The following is a 20,803-nucleotide window of genomic DNA, read 5'->3' as shown; positions in this document are numbered from 1 at the left end:
CCTTACGCAGCCAGGATTTTACCGTTACGCACGAAAGGCAGCTTGACGACGGAAGCGGCCAGCTGCTTGCCGCGGATTTCCACGTGCACGGTGTCGCCCACGGCGACGCCGTTCGGCACGCGCGCCAGCGCGATCGCTTCCTGCATCGTCGGGCTGAAGGTGCCGCTGGTGATTTCGCCCGTGGCTTCGCTGCCGGCGATGATGACTTTCTGGTGGGCGCGCAGCACGCCGCCTTTTTCGCGCAGGATCAGTCCGACGAATTGCGCGTTCTGGCCCTTGGCCAGCAGGGCCGCCTTGCCGATGAAGTCGCGCTCGCTGACGAGGTCGATGGTCCACGCCAGGCCCGCGTCGAGCGGGTTGACGGTTTCATCCATGTCCTGGCCGTACAGATTCATGCCCGCTTCCAGGCGCAGGGTGTCGCGCGCGCCCAGGCCGGCAGGCTTGACGCCGGCCGCCGCCAGGGCGTTCCACAGCGCTTCCACCTGGGTGGCGGCCACGCCGATTTCAAAGCCGTCTTCGCCCGTGTAACCGGTGCGCGCCAGCATGACTTCGCCGAAAGCCGTGTCCTTGACGATGACGACATTGAACGGCTTGATGGCTTCGGAGGCGGCTTGCGTTTCCGGCAGCACTTGCCACACCTTGGCGCGCGCGTTCGGGCCTTGCACGGCTACCAGGGCCATCGGATTGTTGGCATTGCGGCGTTCGGTGATCGTCAGGCCGCTGTTGGTGTTGGTGTTTTGCTGCTGCATCCACGCCACGTCTTTTTCAGCCGTGCCCGCGTTGACGACGAGGCGGAACCAGTTTTCGTTGAAGAAGTAGACGATCAGGTCATCGATGACGGTGCCTTCGGCATTGAGCATGCACGAGTACAGCGCCTTGCCCGACACTTGCAGCTTGTCAACGTTGTTGGCCAGCAAGCCGCGCAAAAAGGCGCGCACGTTCGGACCTTCGATATCGACCACGCACATATGGGACACGTCGAACATGCCGGCATCGCCGCGCACGGCGTTGTGTTCTTCGATTTGCGAGCCGTAGTTGACGGGCATGTCCCAGCCGCCGAAATCGACCATGCGGGCGCCGAGGGCACGGTGGGCGTTATTGAGTGGGGTCGCTTTGAGCGTCATGGATTCCTCGGGACGAAGGTAAAAGGGGAGTTAACAAAACATAGAATAGCCAAACACGGCTTTCCAGCGTGATCACTGACCCCCCTGTCCTTTGTACCTGAGAGATTACGGGGGCTTGCCCCGTGCGCCCCTTCGGTGGGCCGCCGGCAATAGCCGCGGCCGCTCTCCAGAGTTGAGCTGAAACGTGTCGCCAAAGCAACAGCTTCAGTCCGCCTGATCGGTCCTTTTGCCTGAGAGTTTTTGGGTAGTGCCCCTTCGGCGGCAACGCTGGTTTGCCCTCTCCCGATCAAGTGGGAGGAATATATGCCAGCAGGGTGTTTCTGTCAATCTGAAAAGACGTTGCCAAATTGCAGCAAAAGCCCCGGTTTGCGGGGCTGTCAGGGGGCTGGAGACGTCGCAAAAGGGCGCCCGGACGCGCGGGAATGCGCTATGATGAAATTCTGGCTTTCTTGCGGGTGCCTGCCATGAACACTACACAAAGCGAGACGCAAAACAACACCGAGCAGCACGGTTACTTTACCCTCTCGGGCGACGTCAACAGCGATATGGTGCGGCGCGTCTTCAACGCCGCGGCCGACATCACGGAAGACAAGCTCACCACCGCGCACATCCTGATCCAGTCGAACGGCGGCTACGTCAGCGACGGCATCTGTCTGTACAACTTCCTCAGCAAGTTGCCGCTCGACATCATCACCTATAACGCGGGCGCCGTGGCCTCCATCGCCGTCACCCTGTTCCTGGCGGGGCGGCGCCGCCATGCCAGCGACACGGCCCGCTTCATGGTGCACAAGTCGCATGCGACAGCCTCGCCCGGTTCCCGCCCCGACGCGCTCAGCATCATCGTCGAGGGCTTGCGCGCCGACGACATGCGTACCGAGCGCATCCTGCGCGGCCACGTCAGCCTGACGGAAGAGCAGTGGCAGGTGCATGCGTATTCCGACCTGCACCTGACGGCCGACCAGGCGCTGGAAGTGGGCATGATCGAATCGATCCGCGACTTTGCGCCGCCCAAGGGCAAGCGCCTGACGAATATCTGACGCCTGCCGCGCCATGGCGGGCCGATGGTTTCAGCGTGGAAAGTTTGTAATCGAATGTAATTCTTCGCTGCAGCACAGCAAAAGCCGCGCGGAACAGGGCAGAGTCGTGGCATAGTGCAAGCTGATCATGAAATAAGTGCAGGCGCGATGACTTGGTGGAATGGGATTTCTTTTGCGGCCGATATGTCCGTGATGGGGCCGGCTGGCGTGGCGATTGCCCTGTGGCTGCTCGTCTCGCGCCAATGGCGCCTGGTGCTCAGCTGGAGCCTGTGGTACGGCGGCGGCCTGGTCCTCGTGGTGTTGTCGAAGCTGGCCTTCATGAGTTGGGGCGTGGGCAGCAGCGCGCTCGATTTTACGGGCTTCAGCGGCCATGCCATGCGCGCCGGCGCCGTGTTTCCCGTGCTGATGTATGTGCTGCTGCAGCGGGCCGCACCGCGCTGGCGCCATGCCGGCGTGCTTGTCGGCGTGGCCTTTGCCGTGCTGGTGGCCATTTCGCGCGTGGTCGTGCATGCGCACAGCGTGTCGGAAGCCGTCAGCGGCTGCGTGCTGGGCCTGGCGCTGGCCCTGGGCTTCATGTGGAGCGCCCGCGGCGCCGTGAATATCGCCGTCAGCCATGCGCTGGCCCTGGCCAGCCTCGTGCTGATGGTGGGGCTCAGCTTCAAGGCGGAGCCCATGCCGACCGAGCAATGGCTGCAAAAACTGGCCCTGGCGCTGTCCGGTCATGAGCGTGTTTTTTCCCGCGAAGACTGGAAACTGGCGCAGGATGGCCGCCCAGCCCCGTAAGGCGGGGCACGCCGGCGCCTGGCGCTGCGGTTTTTTGGCCAGAAAAGCATCAGGAAATGGTATGATGAACCACTCCCTGCGGTGAGTGGATAGACTGTTGCCGCAAGGGTGGCCAAGGTGGCCATGAACTGAATATGAACCGGGTTCACCCAAATATAACCGCCAGCATAGGCCAGGAACTCTAAAACACGTGCGTCTCTCTTCCATCAAGTTGTCGGGATTTAAGTCTTTCGTCGATCCCACCAATTTCCAGGTGCCAGGCCAGCTCGTGGGCGTGGTCGGGCCGAATGGCTGCGGCAAGTCGAACATCATCGACGCCGTGCGCTGGGTGCTGGGCGAATCGAAAGCGTCGGAATTGCGCGGCGAATCGATGCAGGACGTCATTTTCAATGGCTCCACCCACCGCAAACCGGCCGGGCGCGCTTCCGTGGAACTGGTGTTCGACAATAACGATGGCAAGGCGTCCGGCCAGTGGGGCCAGTACGCCGAGATCGCCGTCAAGCGCACCCTGACGCGCGACGGCACCTCCACCTATTACATCAATGGCCAGCCCGTGCGCCGGCGCGACATCCAGGATATCTTCCTCGGCACGGGCCTCGGTCCGCGCGCCTACGCCATCATCGGCCAGGGCATGATTTCGCGCATCATCGAATCGCGCCCGGAAGAATTGCGCGTCTTCCTCGAAGAAGCGGCCGGCGTATCGAAATACAAGGAACGCCGCCGCGAGACGGAAAACCGGCTGCAGGACACGCGCGAAAACCTGTTGCGCGTGGAAGATATCTTGCGCGAACTCAATGCCAACCTGGAAAAGCTGGAAGCGCAGGCCGCTGTCGCCACCCGTTTCCACGCCTTGCAGGCGGACCAGGAAGAAAAACAGAAGCTGTTGTGGCTGCTGCGCAAGAACGAGGCGCAAAACGAGCAGACGCGCTATTTCCGCGAAGTGGAACAGGCGCAGACGGATCTGGAAGAGCAGACGGCCAAGCTGCGCAACGTGGAACTGACCTTGGAGCAGATGCGCCAGGCGCACTTTGCCGTGGGCGACCGTTTGCATACGGCGCAAGGCCATCTGTACCAGACGAATGCGGAAATCGGCAGCCTGGAAGCGCAGATCAAATTCGTCATCGAATCGCGCGCCCGCCTGCAGGCGCAGCTGGCCACCCTGACGGCCCAGCGCGACCAGTGGACCAGCCAGGGTGGCGAATACCAGGAACAGATCGAAGAGGCGGAATTCCACCTCGAGGAACTGGCTGCGAAGGTTGAGCAATCGCAAATGATGGCGGAACAGAAGGGCGAGCAATTGCCCGAGCTGGACGCCGCCTGGCGCGCCGCGCAAAACAAGAGCACGGAATCGCGCGCGCGCATCATGCAGGCCCAGCAGCAGCTGGAACTGGAATCGGCGCACCAGCGCAACGCCTCGAACATCCTGGCCAGCCTCTTGAGCCGCCGCGAGCGCCTGCAGCAGGAAAAGAACAGCCTCAGCCTGCCCGACAGCAGCCACCTGGAAAACCTGAAGCTGCAATTGGAAGAAAAGCAGCAAACCCTGGAAGAGCAGGGTTTCTACCTGGAAGAAGCGCTGGAGCAGCAACCCAAGCTGGAGCAGGAACGGGCCGAGGCGCAGGCGCAAGTCAATGCCGAGACGGCGGCGAATGCCCAGCTGGAAGCGCGTCTTTCCGCTTTGAAACAATTGCAGGAACGGGTACAGACGCAGGGCAAGGTCCAGCCCTGGCTGAAAAAGCACGAGCTCGACACCTTGCCGCGTCTGTGGCAAAAGCTGCAGATCGAAGCGGGTTGGGAAGCGGCCATGGAGTCGATCTTGCGCGAGCGCACGTCGGCCTTGCAACTGTCGAACATCGACTGGGCCAAGGCCTTCTTTGCCGACGCGCCGCCGGCCAAGCTGGCCCTGTACGCGCCATCCACGGTGGCGCCCCTGCCGCTGCCGGAAATCGCCGGCCTGAAACCGTTCCTGAACTTGTTGAAACTCAACGATCCGGGCTTGCGCGGCTTGCTGCAGGATTGGCTGTACAACGCCTATGCCGTGGAAGACGCGGCCGAAGCCCTGGCCGAACGCGCTAAATTGCCGCCGGGCGGCTATTTCGTCACGCGCGCCGGTCACGTCGTGACAGCCACCAGCGTGCGCTTCTATGCGGCCGATTCGGAGCAGGAAGGCATGCTGGGCCGCCAGCAGGAAATCGACAATATCGGCAAGCAGTTGCGTGCCCAGCAATTGCTGGCCGAAGAGGCGCGCGCCCGTTCCGTGCGGGCCGATGCGGCCGTTGCCACCCTGACGCGCAATCTGTCCGACTTGCGCTTGCGCATACAGCAACTGACGTCTTCCGTGCATACTCTGCAACTGGACGTGGTGAAACTGTCGGAAGTGGAAGCGCGTTTCAACCAGCGCAGCACGCAGATCGGCGCCGACCTGGCCGAGATCGCCGCGCAGGAAGCGGAGCAGATGCAGACCAAGCTGGAATCGGAAGAGAAATTCGAACAGCTGGACATGGAGCTGGGCAACTTGCAGGAAGCGCACGAAGACGGCCACACGGATTTCCTGCAGAAGGAACAGCGTCTGGCCGAAGCGCGCGAAGCCTTGCGCGACCTGGAGCGGGCCGCCAAGGATACGGAATACGCGGAAAAAGCCCACCGCGCGAAGATCGAGGAATTGCGCCGCAACATCGCCACGGCCAGCACGCAGGCGCAGCAAGTGACGGAAAGTCTGCAGGCGGGCGAACTGGAATTGGCCAACCTGGAAAGCGGCGCGGCCGCCGACGGCTTGCAGGACTTGCTCGAACGCCGCACGACGCAGGAGCGGGCGCTGGCGGACGCGCGCCACGAACTCGATCAGATTACGCAGCAGCTGCGCCTGTCCGAAGATGCGCGCACGCAATCGGAACGCAGCTTGCAGCCGCAGCGCGACAAGATCATGGAAATGCAGCTCAAGGAACAGGCTGCGCGCCTGAACCAGGAGCAATTCGCCCAGCAACTGCTGGAATCGGGCGCCGATGAAGCGGCCCTGACGGAAAAGCTGCACCCGGACATGCGTCCATCGTATCTGCAGGGCGAAGTGACGCGCCTGACGAACGCCATCACGGGCCTGGGCGCCGTCAACCTGGCCGCGCTGGACGAGCTGGCGCAGGCATCCGAGCGCAAGAATTTCCTCGACGCCCAGAATGCCGACTTGACGGAAGCGATCAACACGCTGGAAGACGCGATCCACAAGATCGACAAGGAAACGCGCGACTTGCTGCAAGACACGTTCGACAAGGTCAACCATCACTTTTCCGAGCTGTTCCCGATTCTGTTCGGCGGCGGCCAGGCCAGGCTGACCATGACGGGCGACGAGATTCTCGATTCCGGTGTACAAGTCATGGCGCAGCCTCCCGGCAAGAAAAATGCCACCATCCACCTGTTATCGGGTGGAGAGAAGGCGCTGACCGCGACCGCATTGGTGTTTTCCATGTTCCGCCTGAATCCGGCGCCGTTCTGCCTGCTCGACGAAGTCGATGCACCGCTGGACGATTCGAACACGGAACGCTTCTGCCGCATGGTCAAGCGCATGTCCGACCAGACCCAATTCCTTTTCATTTCGCATAACAAGATTGCGATGGAAATGGCCCATCAATTGATCGGTGTGACGATGCAGGAGCAGGGCGTATCGCGCATCGTGGCGGTGGACATGGAGTCCGCCGCAAATTTTGCAACCGAGGCACAAGCAGCATGACAGACCTTCAAATTACCTTGTTCGGCGCCGGCGGCGTCTTTATCGTCGGTGTTTTCTCGTACAACAAATGGCAGGAATACAAGGCCAAGAAAAGCGTGGAACGGGCTTTTTCCACCGACCACGACGACGTGCTGATGCGCGAGGGCGACGTCCCTGCCGTGGAAGCCCAGGAACCCGTGCTGCGCCAGGAACCGCGCTTCGACGCGGCGCCCGCCGCCAAGGCCGAACCGTCGTTCGGCGCGCCGCCGGCGGCCGTGGTGCCGGACGCGCCCGTGCATGCGGAACCGTCGCTGGCCGATGCCGACCCCGCACCCGCCGCTCCTGCCGCGCCGGCGCAGCCGGAAGTCAGCGCCGCCAGCGAACAGGCGACCAGCCTGGTCGACCCGCTGATCGATTGCCTGCTGCCTTTGTCGCTGGAAGCGCCCGTGCGTGGCGACAAGATCCTGCCCGTGCTGCAAACCCTGCGCCTGGTGGGCAACAAGCCCGTCCACTTCATCGGTTTGCACGTGAATGGCGACTGGGAACCGATCACGCATGGCGGTGTCTACACCAAGATGCAGGGCGGCGTGCAGCTGGCCAGCCGCAGCACGGCCCTGAATGAACTGGAATACTCGGAACTGGTCACGCGCCTGCGCGGCGTCGCCGACGAGATCGGCGCCGAGCCGGAAGTGCCCGACATGATGGAAGTGATGGCCGAAGCGCGCAATCTGCACCGCTTCGTGGCCGGTCACGATGCCCAGCTGGGCGTCAACCTGCACACGAATGGCGCGCCATGGGCCATTTCCACCTTGCTGTTCGCGCTGGAAAAGCAGGGCTTCGACGTACGTCCGGACGGCCGTTTCGTCATGCCGGACGGCGAAGGCGGCTATCTGTTCTCGCTGTCGACGAATGTCACCTTGGCCGAGGAAACGACGCCGCGCCTGACCCTGCTGCTGGACGTGCCATGCGTGGCGCCCGCGCGCGACGGCTTCGGCGCCATGGTCGCTTGCGCCAAGGCACTGGTGGGTCGCCTGGACGCCACCATCGTCGACGATTACAACCAGGCCTTGTCCGATGCGGCGCTGGCCGAGATCGCCGGCCAGGTGCAAGAGTTTTACCAGGAAATGGACGCGGCCGACATTCCGGCCGGTTCCACCCGCGCCCTGCGTTTATTTAGCTGAAGAATCCCGCAACAATGACTGATCCGATCAACCAGGACGCCGCCCAGCGGAATGCCGCCCAGCGCGTCCTGGCACTCACGGCCGAACTCAATCGGCATCTGCACGCCTACCACGTGCTCGACAATCCCACCATCCCCGACGCCGAGTACGACAAGCTGTTCGTCGAACTGCAGGCGCTGGAAGCGGCCCATCCCGAATTGCGCACGCCCGATTCGCCCACCTTGCGCGTGGGCGCGGCGCCCTTGCCGCAATTCGAGCAAGTCACGCACACGGTGCCGATGTTGTCACTGAACAATGGTTTCACCGATGACGATATCGTCAACTTCGACCGCCGCGTGCGCGAAGGCCTGGACCTTGACGGCGCGGAAGTCGATTACGCTGCCGAAGTGAAATTCGACGGCCTGGCGATCAACCTGCGCTATGAAAACGGCCTGTTCGTGCAGGCGGCCACGCGCGGCGATGGCGCCACGGGCGAAGACGTGACGGCGAATATCCGCACCATTTCCGGCATCCCGCTGCGCCTGCATGGCGACCGGATTCCGACCTTGCTCGACGTGCGCGGCGAAGTCATGATGTTCAAGGCCGATTTTGCCCGCCTGAACGAACGCCAGCGCGAAGCGGGCCAGAAGGAATTTGCCAACCCCCGCAATGCGGCGGCCGGCAGCCTGCGCCAGCTCGATTCGCGCATCACGGCCCAGCGCAAGCTGCGTTTCTATGCGTACGGCATCGGCGCCCTCGATGGCGCCGCCATGCCCGTGTCGCATTCTGCCTTGCTGGACTGGTATGAAACCCTGGGCATCCCCGTGTCGAAGGAGCGCCGTGTGGTGCAGGGCGCGCAAGGCTTGCTCGATTACTACGCTGACATCGGCGCGCGCCGTCCCGCCTTGCCGTATGAAATCGACGGCGTCGTCTACAAGGTGAACGCGACGGAAGACCAGCAGGAGCTGGGCTTTGTGTCGCGCGCGCCGCGTTTTGCGCTGGCGCACAAGTTCCCCGCCGAAGAGGCGCTGACGCAGGTGCTGGGCATCGATATCCAGGTGGGGCGCACGGGTGCCATGACGCCCGTGGCGCGCCTGGCGCCCGTCTCCGTGGGCGGCGTGACGGTCACCAACGCCACCTTGCACAATGAAGATGAAGTGCTGCGCAAGGATGTGCGCGTGGGCGATACGGTTATCGTGCGCCGCGCCGGCGACGTGATCCCCGAGGTGCTGTCCGTGGTGCTGGAAAAGCGCCCGGAACCGGCGCCGCCGCCGTTCAAGATGCGGGAAAGCTGCCCCGTGTGCGGCTCGCACGTGGTGCGCGAAGAGGGCGAGGCGATTGCCCGCTGTTCGGGCGGCCTGTTCTGCTCGGCGCAGCGCAAGGAAGCGTTCCGCCATTTCGCGGGCCGGCGCATGATGGATATCGAAGGCCTGGGCGAACGTTATATCGACACCCTGGTCGAACTGGAATACGTGCATGGCCTGGCCGACTTGTACAGCCTGACCCTGGATAAATTGCTGGAAATGAAAGTGCGCGCCGACGAGCGCGACGGTTCGACGCCAGAAACAGTGCAACAAGGCAAGATTCCCACCAAGTGGGCGGAAAACTTGCTGGCCGGTATAGAAGCGAGCAAGCGCCCGCCGCTTGAGCGTTTCCTGTTCGCGCTGGGCATCCGCCACGTGGGCGAATCGACGGCCAAGACCCTGGCCGAGTGGCTGGGTAGCTTGGCGTATGTGCGGCAAGCGCCCGCAGCCTTGCTGCGCGTGCTGCCCGACATCGGCGGCACGGTGGCCGAGTCGATTGCCGATTTCTTTGCCGAAGAAAAGAACCAGCAGGCGCTGCAGGCGTTGCTGGACGCGGGCGTCGCGCCGCAAGGTGAACATGCGCCCAGCGCCAAGCTGCGCACGCAGCTCGAACAAACCACCTTGCTGGCCGCCATCGGCATCCCGAAGCTGACGGAGCCGCGCAGCAAGCAGCTGGTGGAGCGGGGCGTGACCCTGGCCAGCCTGGCCGCGCAGGGCGCCAGCTTCCATGCGGGCTTGCCTGCCGCCGTGGCCGAGTCGCTGGCGCAATGGCTGGCCGATGAGGGCAATGTCAAGCTGCTTGGTCAACTGGACGCCCTGCGCCATGAATTACTGTCACAATTGCCTGAAATGCCAGCCGCTGGCGGCAAGCTGGACGGCAAGACTTTCGTCCTGACGGGCACCTTGCCCAACATGAGCCGCGACGAGGCGGCGGAACTGATCGAAGCGGCCGGTGGCAAGGTCAGCGGTTCTGTTTCGAAGAAGACAGGATATGTCGTGGCCGGCTCGGACGCCGGCAGCAAGCTGGCCAAGGCCCAGGAACTGGGCGTGGCCATCCTCGACGAGGCTGGTTTGCTGGCCTTGCTCGCGCAGGATTAATTCTTAAAATATTACAGAAGACCCATGAAAAAAATCAGAAAAGCAGTCTTTCCCGTCGCCGGCCTGGGCAGCCGCTTCTTGCCAGCGACCAAGGCACAACCGAAGGAAATGTTGCCTATCGTCGATAAACCGCTGATCCAGTACGCGGTGGAAGAAGCCGTGGCGGCCGGCATCACGGAAATGATCTTCATCACGGGACGCAACAAGCGCGCCATCGAAGACCATTTCGATACGGCTTACGAGCTGGAATCGGAGCTGGAAGCGGCCGGCAAGCGCCAGTTGCTCGACATGGTGCAAAACGTCATTCCCAAGCATATCAATTGCATTTACATCCGCCAGTCGGCGCCGCTGGGCCTGGGGCATGCCGTGCTGTGCGCCCGTCCCGTGATCGGCGACGAGCCGTTTGCCGTCTTGCTGGCCGACGATTTCATGGATGTGCAAGAGGGCGTGCGCCCCGTGCTGGCGCAGATGACCGATGTCTTCCAGTATGAAAATTGCTCGCTGCTGGCCGTGCAGGACGTGCCGCGCGCGGAAACCAAGCAATACGGTATTGTGTCGGCAAAGAATTATCAGCCCGACCTGGAGCTGGTCTCGGCCATCGTGGAAAAGCCTGCGCCCGAAGAGGCGCCGTCAACCCTGGCCGTGGTGGGCCGTTATGTGCTGACCAGCCGTATCTTTAACCATCTGGAAAATATCGGCACGGGCGCCGGCGGCGAAATCCAGTTGACGGACGGCATCGCCGCCCTGATGCGCGAAGAGCGCGTGCTGGCTTACCGCTACCAGGGGCAGCGCTATGATTGCGGCTCCAAGCTTGGTTACCTGAAGGCAACGACGGCGATGGGCATGAAACATCCGGAAACGGGCGCCGCTTTCCGTAGCTATCTGCAACAACTGCAAGCGACACTGGAAACAAAATGACGGTACGTGACATCCTCAAGATGGGCGATCCGCGCCTGCTGCGCATGGCCGAGCCCGTGCGTGAATTCGATACGCCCGAACTGCACGCCTTGATCGCCGACATGTTCGACACCATGCATGCGGCCAATGGCGCGGGCCTGGCGGCGCCGCAGATCGGCGTCAACCTGCAGCTGGTGATCTACGGCTTCAAGCAGAACCTGCGCTACCCCGATGCGCCGCAAGTGCCGGAAACCGTGCTGATCAACCCTGTGCTGACGCCTTTGTCGGAACGCAAGGAAGAGGGTTTCGAGGGCTGCCTGTCCGTGCCCGGCCTGCGCGGCAGCGTGCCGCGCTGGAGCGAGCTGCACTACGAAGGCGTGGACCAGTTCGGCCAGCCCATCAGCCGCGACTGTGACGGTTTCCATGCGCGCGTGGTGCAGCATGAAGTGGACCACTTGCATGGCATTTTGTATCCGATGCGTATCGTTGATTTTACGCAATTCGGTTATACGGAAGTCATGTTTCCGGATTTAGATCCAAACGACGACGACTGATCGGCGGCTGAGAAAACGCCGATGGCGGCGTTGCATTGCCTCGCCGTACTCTTCGTACTGTCTTCGGCAATGCGCCTTGCCCTGAACGTTTTTCAGGCGCCTCGTGACTTTGGCTGTTAAACAAAAAATGGCCGCGCAGCATCAGCTGGGCGGCCATTTTTCATGCGTGAAGCGAAACTAGCGCACCTTGCGGCTGCTGCCCAGGTTATCGAGCAGTACTTTCAATTCATCCTGCATGGCTTCCGTCAGGTTCAGGAAGCGGCAGCCGATCTGCACCTGCTCGCCCAGCAGGAAGGAGCGGAAGGTGCGCGACAGGCGGATTTCCAGGTCGGCGATCATGACCTTGTTCGGTCCCAGCTCCAGGCGCACGCGCGACAGCTTGCGCCCCACGTACAGGCCTACCGTGTCGCGTGGATGGGCGCGCATGCCGATGCCGCCGGCCGAGAAATCATACAGCTGCAATTCATACGGACGGCCCTCGAGCACGAAGGCGGCCAGGTAGTACACGCCCAGCGGCGTTTCCAGGCGTGCCGATTCGCGCCGTTCCAGCACCAGGCAATGGCTGGGGAAGTTCGTCAGATACACGTTCGGCCGCTCGGGATACGCTTCCCATTCGCCATTGATGGTAAATTGCAACTTGGCGCTTTGCACCCACGACACAAACGTGGCGCCGCCTTCGGGCAGGGTGGCGCCTTCATTCAGTTCCAGCACGAATTGCGGCAAGTCGTCGTCGACGGACAGGATGCGCGCCATGATGACGTCTTCGCCGCCCGCCGGGTAGATGGAAATGGCGTCGCCGTTGTCTGCCAGGCTGCACAGGGTTTCGCCGATATCCCACGGATCGCTCATATGGTGCGGCTTGGTGCCTGGCGCCATCGGCTCGGCCACGTCAGCCAGGCTGGGCGCGCCTTTGCGCAGGGGATTGGGGATGGGATCGTTCACGACAGCGTATCTCTTTTGTTCTGATGGGGAATAGTGTATAGGTTTAAAGCAATATTTACTAAGTAAATCACAATAATTGTTTTTATATCACTATATTCCTGTTGCTTATATGGCTTGGCATGCCACGCGGCATGCCACCTTGATGCCGTCGCTTAAAACTGTTCGTCCGCGCTCAGGTAACGCCATTGGCCCGTCGGCAAGTCGCCCAGCTTGACCTTGCCGATGCGCACGCGTTTCAGGCCCAGCACTTTCAGGCCGACGGCTTCGCACATGCGGCGGATCTGGCGTTTCTTGCCTTCGCGCAAGGTAAAGCTCAGCTGGTCTTCATTTTGCCAGCGCACCTTGGCCGGCAGCAGCGGTTTGCCGTCGAGCCATAGGCCGTGGTTGAGCTTTTTCAGTTCGCTGTCGGGCAGGGTGCCGCCCTTGGTGTAGCTCACGCGCACCAGGTATTCCTTGTCGATATCGGTATCGTGGCCGATCAGCTGCTTGGCCACTCGGCCGTCTTGCGTCAGGACGAGCAAGCCGACGGAATCGATGTCCAGGCGGCCCGCTGCCACCAGGCTGCGCAGCTGGGTGGGGTGGAATTGTTCCGGGCTGCGGTCTTCCGCCCAGCGGTTTTCCGCCTTGATCAGGGCCACGGCTGGCGTGTAGCCGTCTTCGGCCTGGCCGCTGACGTAGCCGACGGGTTTGTTGATCAGCACGGTGACCCGCTTCGATTGCTCGGCCGCCGCCTGGCGTTCCACGGTGACCCGCTGGCTGGGGTAGACCTTGCTGCCCAGCTCGGACACCACCTTGCCATCCACACGGACCCAGCCACGTGCGATCCATTCATCGGCTTCACGGCGGGAGCACAGGCCCAGTTCGGACATGCGTTTGGACAAGCGTAATAATTCTTCGGTCATGTTGTTTCAGTTTCAGTAAGGTAGGCGCTGCGCGGAAAGTCTACACTTTCAGCGCATCGAGTAAATCGGTTTCCAGCAATATCTGGTTGCGGGCATTGTTGAGCGCGGGACCGTCGACGAGGAAAACGTCTTCGACCCGCTCGCCCAGGGTCATGATCTTGGCCGTGTGCAAGTTGATGCGGTACTTGGTCAGCACGTTGGCGATCGCATACAGCAGCCCCGTGCGGTCGTTGGCCGCCACCGACAGCAAATAGTATTGGCCCTTTTCATCGGGCCGCAAATCCACGGTCGGCTGGAAGGGGAAGGTGCGCGACAGGCGCGACAGCCGTCCCTTGCCCGGCGGCGGCAGCGGCGTTTGCGACTGCAACAGCTCGCCCAGCTCATGCTCGATCAGGCTGATGATGTCGCGGTAGCTCTTGGCGAAATTTTGCTCCGTGACAAGGAACGTGTCGAGCGCATAGCCATTCTTGGTCGTGTGGATCTTCGCGTCGAGAATGCTGAAGTTCTTGCGGTCGAAATAGCTGCAGATGCGCGCGAACAGGTCGGGCTGGTCGGGAATGTACACTGCCACCTGCAAGCCTTCGCCGATGGGCGCCAGCCGGCATTTTACCACCGGCAACTTGCTGTCGAGCTTGTCATACAGCGAGCGCGTCTGCCAGGCGATGTCGGACGCGTCGTGGCGCAGAAAATACGCCACGTCCAGCTGCTGCCACAGTTTCAGATGGGCGTCCGGCGGCAAGCCGTACAGGCGCAGGGTGGCCAGCGCTTCCTGCTGGCGGTTTTTCAGTTCGCGGTCGGCCGTGTGCGGCTCGCCGCCCAGCACGCGCAAGGTGATCTTGTACAGGTCTTCCAGCAGCTTGCCCTTCCAGGCATTCCACACTTTCGGGCTGGTGCCGCGGATGTCGGCCACCGTCAGCAGGTACAGGCCCGTCAGGTGGCGCTCGTCCTTGACCACTTTTGCAAAGGCGGCGATGACGTCGGGATCGGACAAATCCTGCTTTTGCGCCACTTGCGACATGGTCAGGTGATTTTCCACCAAGAAAGCCACCAGTTCCGTGTCTTCTTCCGACAGGCCATGCTCCTGGCAGAACTGGGTGGCGTCGGCCACGCCCAGCTTCGAATGGTCGCCGCCGCGACCCTTGGCGATGTCGTGGAACAGGGCCGCCACGTACAGCAGCCACGATTGCGAGAAATCGGCCATCAGCTGGCTGCAGAACGGGTATTCGTGCGCGTGTTCGCTCATGGTGAAGCGGCGCATGTTGCGCACCACCATCAAAATATGCTGGTCGACCGTGTACACGTGGAACAGGTCGTGCTGCATCTGGCCTACGATGCGGCGGAAATTCGGTAGGTAGCGCCCCAGGATGCTCATCTCGTTCATGCGCCGCAGCGCATGGATGATGCCGACCGGCGCTTGCATGATGCGCAGGAAGAGGGCGCGGTTGACGGGGTCCTGGCGGAAGGCGGCGTCGATCTTGAAGCGCGCGTGCCACAGGGCCCGCGTGGCGCGCGAGGTCATGCCCTTCAGGGCGGGGCGTTCCGTCATCAGCACGAAGACTTCCAGCATGGCCGATGGGTATTGCTCGAAGGTATCGTCGGCGCTGATATCGATCAGGCTGTTGACTTCATTGAAGCGTGCGTTGATGGGCACGGCCACATTGTCTTGTGGAAACAATCGCGCTTCGATGTTTTGCAGCAAGATCGTGTTGAGCTGGGTCACCGTCTTGGCGGCCCAGTAGTAGCGCTGCATGAGGAATTCGCTGGCGCGGCGCATGTGCGGCCCGCTGCCCGTCGCCTGCAAGCCCAGCGATTCGGCGATGGCCGTCTGCACGTCGAACACGAGGCGGTCTTCGCGCCGCCCCGCATGCAGGTGCAGGCGCACGCGGATATCCTTGAAGGCGCGCTCTTTTTCCATCAGCTGGCGCGCTTCCGTCAGGGTGATCAGGCCGCCCGTGGCCAGGGTGCGCCACGAGTTTGCCAGGCCGGCCGCCTTGGCTACCCACAGGATGACCTGCAAGTCGCGCAAGCCGCCCGGGCTTTCCTTGCAATTCGGTTCCAGGCTGAAGGCCGTGTCTTCATATTTGGCATGGCGCTGGCGCATTTCCGCCGTTTTCGCCTGGAAAAACGCCTGCGGGTCCATGGCCGCGTCATAGCGTTGCTGCAATTGCGCGAACAAGTCCGCGTTGCCGCACACGAGGCGCGCTTCGAGCAAGCTCGTTTGCACGGTGATGTCGGCCTTCGATTCGACCAGGCATTCATCGACCGTGCGGATGCTGTGGCCGATTTCCAGGCCCAGGTCCCACAGCAGTTGCACCAGTTCCTCGAGCTTTTCCTGCGTGGCCCCATCAGGCGCCTGTTGCAGCAGGATCAGCAGGTCGACGTCGGAATACGGAAACAGTTCGCCGCGGCCATAGCCGCCCACGCCCACCAGGGAAGTGCCTGGCGGCAAGCCCGCTTCCTGCCAGGCGCGCGCCAGTACGCCGTCGACGCTGTGGCGCAGGCTGCGCAGCAGTTTTTCAGGCTTGCCGTCGGCCTGGAAGGCCGCAATGACGACTTGGCGGTCGGCTTTCAGTTGCTGTTTCAGCTGTTCCCGAACTTGCTTTTTCATCTGGGCCCTGGGTGGCGGTGCGTGGGGTGGAGAATCAGGCTTTGTTCAGGATCAAGGCCGGTGGCGGCGGCATGCCGGGCGAGACGGTCAGCACTTCATAGCCCGTTTCCGTCACCAGCACCGTGTGTTCCCATTGCGCCGACAGGCTGCGGTCCTTGGTTTTGATGGTCCAGCCATCGTTCATTTCTCGGATTTCGCGGCGGCCCGAGTTGATCATCGGTTCGACGGTGAAAATCATGCCCGCTTCCAGGCGTTCCAGGGTGCCTGGTTTGCCGTAATGCAACACTTGCGGTTCTTCATGGAAGACCTTGCCGATGCCGTGGCCGCAGAATTCGCGCACCACGCTGTAGCCGGCCTTTTCCGCGTGCTGCTGGATGGCGTGGCCGATATCGCCCAGGTGGGCGCCCGGCTTGATCTGGGCTATGCCCAGCCACATGCATTCATAGGTGATTTCCGACAGGCGCTTGGCCAGGATGGTGGGCGTGCCGACGAGGAACATGCGGCTGTTGTCGCCGTGGTAGCCATCCTTGATGACGGTGATGTCGAGGTTGACGGAGTCGCCGCTTTTCAAGACCTTGTCGCCGGGGATGCCGTGGCAGATGACGTCGTTGACGGAGGTGCAGATGGCTTTCGGGTAGGGCGTGTAGCCGGGCGGGCAATAGTTCAGCGGGGCAGGGATGGTGCCTTGTACGTTGACCATGTATTCGTGGCACAGGCGGTCCAGTTCGCCGGTCGTGACGCCGACCTTGACGAAGGGAGTGATGTAGTCGAGCACTTCGGCGCCGAGTTTGCCGGCAACGCGCATGCCTTCGATGTCGGCGGCGGTATTGATACGGATGGTGGACATGATGTAATTCGCAATCTGCAAGTTGTTCGGGTGAAAAGCACAGACGAATCTCAGCGTAGGAGGAAAAGTCTGCAAATATGTCGAAATTATAAACGAGGCGCCCTGTATCCGCCGCCTCCATCCTAGGGCGGGCAGGCGTTTTTTGCGGGAATGGCCATGGCGGATACGCCTTGCACCAGCGTGGTGCAACGCTTGCCGTCGCTGCGCGCGCGATTTGCGCCGTGGACTTGATGAAATGGGCATTTCGGTGTAGAATCCTGGGTTGCTTGAATTCTCTTTTAAGCAATGTAGTAAAACAGTGTCTTTAATTTATATAAACACGCGAATCCGGTCGACAAGGGTGCCTGTATGGTGACTGATCGGATTCCAGACCCAACCCTGGAGTTAATAATGTCCGTAACAATGCGCGAAATGCTGGAAGCTGGTGTCCACTTTGGTCACCAAACCCGTTTTTGGAATCCAAAAATGGCACCGTTCATCTTCGGCCATCGCAACAAGATCCACATCATCAACCTGGAAAAAACCATGGCGATGTACCAGGACGCAATGAAGCATGTGCGTCAACTGGCTGCAAACCGTGGCACCATCCTGATGGTTGGCACCAAGCGTCAAGCTCGCGAAATCATCGCTGCTGAAGCACAACGCGCTGGCGTGCCTTTCGTTGATCAACGTTGGTTGGGCGGCATGCTGACCAACTTCAAAACGATCAAAACCTCGATCAAGCGTCTGAAAGACATGGAAGTGATGATCGAAGACGGTTCGATCGAGAAGCTGTCGAAAAAAGAAGCGCTGATGTTCTCCCGCGAAATGATCAAGCTGCAAAAATCGATCGGCGGCATCAAGGACATGGGCGGCATTCCTGACGCAATCTTCGTCGTCGACGTCGGCTACCACAAAGGTGCGATCACCGAAGCAGCTAAACTGGGTATCCCGGTCATCGGCGTTGTCGATACCAACCACTCCCCAGAAGGCGTGAACTTCGTGATCCCAGGTAACGATGACTCCTCGAAAGCCATCATGTTGTACGCTCGCGGTGTTGCTGATGCAATCATCGAAGGCCGTGCAGCTGCCGGTAACGAAGTTGTTGAAATGGTTAAAGCAGCCGCTGGCGACGAATTCGTCGAAGTAAACGAACAGGCTTAATGGCCAGGCTATCGCAGGATAGCCGTTTGTAAGCACAGCAGTAAGGGAAAAGGGGTGGCAGCAGCTCCCCCTTTTTTTTAACAAAAAAACGATAGTGACCGCTGGCGAGGCATGCATGCCCGGCCGCGACTATCGACTCACCGAATCAGGAGAAACACATGGCAGCGATTACAGCAGCGATGGTAGGCGAATTGCGCGGCAAAACCGACGCACCAATGATGGAATGCAAAAAAGCACTGACCGAAGCCGAAGGCGACATGGCTCGTGCGGAAGAGATCCTGCGCGTCAAACTGGGCGGCAAGGCATCGAAAGCATCGGCACGCATCACCGCTGAAGGCGTCGTGGCAACTTACATCGCCAATGGCGTAGGCGCCCTGGTCGAAGTGAACTCGGAAACCGACTTCGTTGCGAAAAACGACGATTTCCTGGCACTGGCCAACAACGCTGCCCGTCTGGTAGCAGAACACAACCCGGCTGACGTCGCTGCCCTGCTGGCCCTGCCACTCGATGGCAAGACCCTGGAAGACGTGCGCGCTGCCCTGATCGGCAAAATCGGCGAAAACATGACCATCCGCCGCTTCCAGCGTTTCGAAACCAGCGCCAAGCTGGCTTCGTACCTGCACGGTTCGCGCATTGGCGTGATCGTCGAATTCGACGGCGCCGATGAGCAAGTCGGCAAAGACGTGGCCATGCACATCGCTGCCATGAAGCCAGTGTCGCTGTCGTCGAACGAAGTTCCTGCGGAACTGATCGAAAAAGAGCGTTCGGTTGCACAACTGAAAGCCGAAGAAGACGCAGCCAAAGCGGCCGCCGAAGGCAAGCCAGCGCAATCGCCGGAAATCCTGGCCAAGCGCCTGGAAGGTTCCGTACAGAAGTTCCTGAAAGAAGTTTCCCTGCTGAACCAAGCTTTCGTGAAAAACGACAAGCTGTCGGTTGAGCAAATGCTGAAGGCGGCTAACACCAGCGTCAAAGGTTTCGCCATGTACGTAGTGGGCGAGGGCATCGAGAAGAAGCAAGACGACTTCGCAGCAGAAGTCGCAGCACAGATGGCTGCCTCCCAGGGAGCGTAAGTAAAGCGGGCCGAGAGGCCCGTTTTTTTGGCCCGCCCGCACCTGTCGTGCCGGGCGGCGGCATGGGCAGCTTCCTCCCGCCTATCCGGCGCTGCAAGGCGCTGCGCCATGTCATACTCGAATAACCTCATTTATGGAGCCCCAGCTCATGTCAAAACCAGCCTACAAGCGCGTCCTCCTCAAGTTGTCCGGCGAAGCCCTGATGGGTGATGATCCCTACGGCATCAACCGCGCCACGATCGAGCGCATGGTGGCCGATGTGGCCGAGGTGGCAAAGTTGGGTGTGGAACTGGCAATCGTGATTGGCGGCGGCAATATCTTCCGCGGCGTCGCGCCTGGTGCGCAAGGCATGGACCGCGCCACCGCCGACTACATGGGCATGCTTGCCACGGTGATGAACGCCCTGGCCCTGGCCGATGCCATGCGTCACGTCGGCATCACCGCGCGCGTCATGTCGGCCATCGGCATCGAGCAAGTGGTCGAGCCGTACGTCCGCCCGAAAGCCCTGCAATACCTGGAAGAAGGTAAAGTGGTCGTCTTCGCCGCCGGTACCGGCAATCCGTTCTTCACCACCGACACGGCAGCCGCCCTGCGCGGTTCCGAGATCAGCGCCGAGATCGTCCTGAAGGCCACCAAGGTCGACGGCGTCTACACGGCCGATCCGAAGAAGGATCCGAACGCCACCCTGTTCCACACGATTACGTTCGACGACGCCATCGCCAAGCACCTGCAAGTGATGGATGCCACCGCATTCGCCCTGTGCCGCGACCAGAAACTGCCAATCAAAGTGTTTTCGATCACCAAGCCGGGCGCGCTGATGCGCGTCATCATGGGCGAAGACGAAGGCACGCTGGTTCACGTATAAGGGAAGCGGAGCGTCGAGAAACCGCTCATGGCTGCGTTGCAGCGCCTCGCCGTACATTAAGACTGTCTTCGGCGCTGCGCCTTGCCCTGAACGGTTTTCGGCACTCCCGGCTGCGGTACCATTCAACCCGCAAGCGCAATAGAATATTCATTATTATCAAGACAAGGAGTAGGTAATGTCCTTAGCTGACGTTAAAAAGAACACCCAGGAACGCATGACGAAGTCGCTGGAAACACTGCGGGCCGACCTGGCCAAAGTGCGTACCGGCCGCGCCCATACGGGTATCCTGGACCACGTGATGGTCGATTACTACGGTTCGCCGACGGCGCTGACCCAGGTCGCCAACGTGACCCTGATCGACGCGCGCACCATCGGTGTGCAGCCATACGAAAAGAAGATGGCCAACACCATCGAAAAAGCCATCCGCGACGCCGACCTGGGTTTGAACCCGTCGGCACAGGGCGACCTGATCCGCGTTCCGACGCCGCCGCTGACGGAAGAGCGCCGCAAGGAAATGGTCAAGTTGGTCAAGAGCGAAGCGGAAGACGCGAAGATTGCCGTGCGTAACATTCGCCGCGATGCGAACGAGTCGCTGAAGAAACTGGTCAAGGAAAAAGCCTGCTCCGAGGACGATGAGCGCCGCTCGTCGGAAGAAGTGCAGAAGCTGACGGACAAGTTTATTGCCGACATCGACAAGATGGTGGTCGACAAAGAAAAAGAAGTGCTGACGGTCTAGTTTTCAGTTCTTTTGACGCTGCCCGGAAAAGCATGG

Annotated in this window: 16 protein-coding genes and 2 riboswitches; of the genes, 11 read left to right on the top strand and 5 right to left on the bottom strand. The window is 61.2% G+C overall.

Going from position 1 to position 20,803, the window contains the following annotated elements; translation table 11 throughout:
- Positions 1-2: 2 nt before the first annotated feature.
- On the bottom strand, positions 3-1,124 hold the full coding sequence (gene gcvT / locus O0881_RS27420) for a glycine cleavage system aminomethyltransferase GcvT (RefSeq protein WP_251349130.1): 1,122 nt from the start codon (positions 1,122-1,124) through the stop codon (positions 3-5).
- Positions 1,125-1,198: 74 nt separating this feature from the next.
- A riboswitch (glycine riboswitch) is annotated at positions 1,199-1,304 on the bottom strand.
- A 28-nt stretch (positions 1,305-1,332) separates the two neighbouring features.
- A riboswitch (glycine riboswitch) is annotated at positions 1,333-1,419 on the bottom strand.
- Positions 1,420-1,588: 169 nt separating this feature from the next.
- Here gcvT and O0881_RS27415 point away from each other — a divergent pair.
- The 7 genes from O0881_RS27415 (at position 1,589) to def (ending at position 11,654) form a co-directional block, all read left to right on the top strand.
- Positions 1,589-2,161, top strand: a complete 573-nt coding sequence (locus O0881_RS27415; RefSeq protein WP_289913826.1) for an ATP-dependent Clp protease proteolytic subunit — start codon at positions 1,589-1,591, stop codon at positions 2,159-2,161.
- 147 nt (positions 2,162-2,308) lie between these two features.
- Positions 2,309-2,944, top strand: a complete 636-nt coding sequence (locus tag O0881_RS27410; RefSeq protein WP_289913824.1) for a phosphatase PAP2 family protein — start codon at positions 2,309-2,311, stop codon at positions 2,942-2,944.
- 190 nt (positions 2,945-3,134) lie between these two features.
- On the top strand, positions 3,135-6,662 hold the full coding sequence (smc, locus tag O0881_RS27405; RefSeq protein WP_289913822.1) for a chromosome segregation protein SMC: 3,528 nt from the start codon (positions 3,135-3,137) through the stop codon (positions 6,660-6,662).
- Positions 6,659-7,822: a cell division protein ZipA C-terminal FtsZ-binding domain-containing protein gene (locus O0881_RS27400; RefSeq protein ID WP_289913820.1), complete on the top strand. Its 1,164-nt coding sequence runs from the start codon at positions 6,659-6,661 to the stop codon at positions 7,820-7,822. Before smc ends, O0881_RS27400 begins: the two co-directional genes overlap by 4 nt.
- 14 nt (positions 7,823-7,836) lie before the next feature.
- Positions 7,837-10,203 (top strand): NAD-dependent DNA ligase LigA, encoded by a 2,367-nt coding sequence (ligA, locus tag O0881_RS27395; protein ID WP_289913819.1) that lies wholly within the window; start codon positions 7,837-7,839, stop codon positions 10,201-10,203.
- A 24-nt stretch (positions 10,204-10,227) separates the two neighbouring features.
- Entirely contained in the window at positions 10,228-11,121 is an 894-nt protein-coding gene (gene galU / locus O0881_RS27390; RefSeq protein WP_077403348.1) for a UTP--glucose-1-phosphate uridylyltransferase GalU, read from the top strand.
- Positions 11,118-11,654 (top strand): peptide deformylase, encoded by a 537-nt coding sequence (gene def, locus O0881_RS27385; RefSeq protein ID WP_076569759.1) that lies wholly within the window; start codon positions 11,118-11,120, stop codon positions 11,652-11,654. Before galU ends, def begins: the two co-directional genes overlap by 4 nt.
- 177 nt (positions 11,655-11,831) lie before the next feature.
- Here the strand turns inward: def and O0881_RS27380 are convergent, their stop codons facing one another.
- The 4 genes from O0881_RS27380 to map all read right to left on the bottom strand — a co-directional run bounded on the left by O0881_RS27380 (position 11,832) and on the right by map (position 16,953).
- Complete coding sequence (locus O0881_RS27380; RefSeq protein WP_289913817.1) at positions 11,832-12,596, bottom strand: PilZ domain-containing protein; 765 nt, start codon at positions 12,594-12,596, stop codon at positions 11,832-11,834.
- Between the two features lie 152 nt (positions 12,597-12,748).
- Positions 12,749-13,498, bottom strand: a complete 750-nt coding sequence (locus O0881_RS27375) for a pseudouridine synthase (RefSeq protein ID WP_034752263.1) — start codon at positions 13,496-13,498, stop codon at positions 12,749-12,751.
- A gap of 40 nt (positions 13,499-13,538) precedes the next feature.
- Positions 13,539-16,106, bottom strand: coding sequence for a [protein-PII] uridylyltransferase (locus O0881_RS27370; protein WP_289913815.1), 2,568 nt, complete (start codon positions 16,104-16,106; stop codon positions 13,539-13,541).
- 34 nt (positions 16,107-16,140) lie between these two features.
- Positions 16,141-16,953 (bottom strand): type I methionyl aminopeptidase, encoded by an 813-nt coding sequence (map, locus tag O0881_RS27365; protein WP_099668116.1) that lies wholly within the window; start codon positions 16,951-16,953, stop codon positions 16,141-16,143.
- Between the two features lie 390 nt (positions 16,954-17,343).
- Between map and rpsB the strand changes: the two genes are divergently transcribed.
- The 4 genes from rpsB (at position 17,344) to frr (ending at position 20,767) form a co-directional block, all read left to right on the top strand.
- Positions 17,344-18,096: a 30S ribosomal protein S2 gene (gene rpsB / locus O0881_RS27360; RefSeq protein WP_010397614.1), complete on the top strand. Its 753-nt coding sequence runs from the start codon at positions 17,344-17,346 to the stop codon at positions 18,094-18,096.
- Between the two features lie 158 nt (positions 18,097-18,254).
- The gene (tsf, locus tag O0881_RS27355) at positions 18,255-19,166 is read left to right on the top strand and encodes a translation elongation factor Ts (protein ID WP_034752260.1); all 912 of its coding nucleotides are present in this window, start codon (positions 18,255-18,257) and stop codon (positions 19,164-19,166) included.
- A gap of 148 nt (positions 19,167-19,314) precedes the next feature.
- The gene (gene pyrH, locus O0881_RS27350; protein WP_034752258.1) at positions 19,315-20,031 is read left to right on the top strand and encodes a UMP kinase; all 717 of its coding nucleotides are present in this window, start codon (positions 19,315-19,317) and stop codon (positions 20,029-20,031) included.
- A 175-nt stretch (positions 20,032-20,206) separates the two neighbouring features.
- Positions 20,207-20,767, top strand: coding sequence for a ribosome recycling factor (gene frr, locus O0881_RS27345; protein WP_034784152.1), 561 nt, complete (start codon positions 20,207-20,209; stop codon positions 20,765-20,767).
- Positions 20,768-20,803: the final 36 nt, after the last annotated feature.

The organism is Janthinobacterium sp. SUN100, from assembly GCF_030397705.1.
GTDB lineage: Bacteria > Pseudomonadota > Gammaproteobacteria > Burkholderiales > Burkholderiaceae_D > Janthinobacterium > Janthinobacterium kumbetense.
Note: the sequence above shows the minus strand (reverse complement) of the source record. Positions and strands in the feature narration are given on the sequence as shown.

Excerpts from the sequence above, each read along its gene's own strand:
- galU (WP_077403348.1), top strand. The coding sequence starts at position 10,228 with ATGAAAAAAATCAGAAAAGCAGTCTTTCCCGTCGCCGGCCTGGGCAGC.
- pyrH (WP_034752258.1), top strand. The coding sequence starts at position 19,315 with ATGTCAAAACCAGCCTACAAGCGCGTCCTCCTCAAGTTGTCCGGCGAA.
- O0881_RS27410 (WP_289913824.1), top strand. The coding sequence starts at position 2,309 with ATGACTTGGTGGAATGGGATTTCTTTTGCGGCCGATATGTCCGTGATG.
- tsf (WP_034752260.1), top strand. The coding sequence starts at position 18,255 with ATGGCAGCGATTACAGCAGCGATGGTAGGCGAATTGCGCGGCAAAACC.
- O0881_RS27375 (WP_034752263.1), bottom strand. The coding sequence starts at position 13,498 with ATGACCGAAGAATTATTACGCTTGTCCAAACGCATGTCCGAACTGGGC.
- map (WP_099668116.1), bottom strand. The coding sequence starts at position 16,953 with ATGTCCACCATCCGTATCAATACCGCCGCCGACATCGAAGGCATGCGC.
- ligA (WP_289913819.1), top strand. The coding sequence starts at position 7,837 with ATGACTGATCCGATCAACCAGGACGCCGCCCAGCGGAATGCCGCCCAG.
- O0881_RS27400 (WP_289913820.1), top strand. The coding sequence starts at position 6,659 with ATGACAGACCTTCAAATTACCTTGTTCGGCGCCGGCGGCGTCTTTATC.
- O0881_RS27370 (WP_289913815.1), bottom strand. The coding sequence starts at position 16,106 with ATGAAAAAGCAAGTTCGGGAACAGCTGAAACAGCAACTGAAAGCCGAC.
- rpsB (WP_010397614.1), top strand. The coding sequence starts at position 17,344 with ATGTCCGTAACAATGCGCGAAATGCTGGAAGCTGGTGTCCACTTTGGT.
- O0881_RS27415 (WP_289913826.1), top strand. The coding sequence starts at position 1,589 with ATGAACACTACACAAAGCGAGACGCAAAACAACACCGAGCAGCACGGT.
- gcvT (WP_251349130.1), bottom strand. The coding sequence starts at position 1,124 with ATGACGCTCAAAGCGACCCCACTCAATAACGCCCACCGTGCCCTCGGC.
- def (WP_076569759.1), top strand. The coding sequence starts at position 11,118 with ATGACGGTACGTGACATCCTCAAGATGGGCGATCCGCGCCTGCTGCGC.
- frr (WP_034784152.1), top strand. The coding sequence starts at position 20,207 with ATGTCCTTAGCTGACGTTAAAAAGAACACCCAGGAACGCATGACGAAG.